The organism is Corynebacterium sp. HMSC08F01 (assembly GCF_001807545.1).
Lineage (GTDB): Bacteria > Actinomycetota > Actinomycetes > Mycobacteriales > Mycobacteriaceae > Corynebacterium > Corynebacterium coyleae.
Genome location: NZ_KV789287.1, coordinates 1 through 220, shown reverse-complemented (window position 1 = coordinate 220; position 220 = coordinate 1). Strand labels below are relative to the sequence as shown.

Below are 220 nucleotides of genomic sequence, written 5' to 3'. Positions count from 1 at the left end.
CTATGACGAGCGGGAGATCTCCGATATGGAGCACGCCGGGCGGTTAGGGATTGATCAGGATCGTCCGGCTGCACCCCAGATTGCGGAGAACCTCATTGGGATCTTCTTCGGCGAGGGCAAGGTCGCAACCGCAGCGCCGCGTCCCACGGTGTTGGTGCCGCTGCCGGATTATCTGCGCATCTTGGATGGCACTGGTGATGATGTTCTGTTGGCGATGACT

Annotated in this window: 1 pseudogene; it reads left to right on the top strand. The window is 60.0% G+C overall.

Annotated elements, in window-relative coordinates:
• Window positions 1–220 (top strand): annotated as a pseudogene (locus tag HMPREF3171_RS02750) (HNH endonuclease signature motif containing protein); the annotation flags it as partial.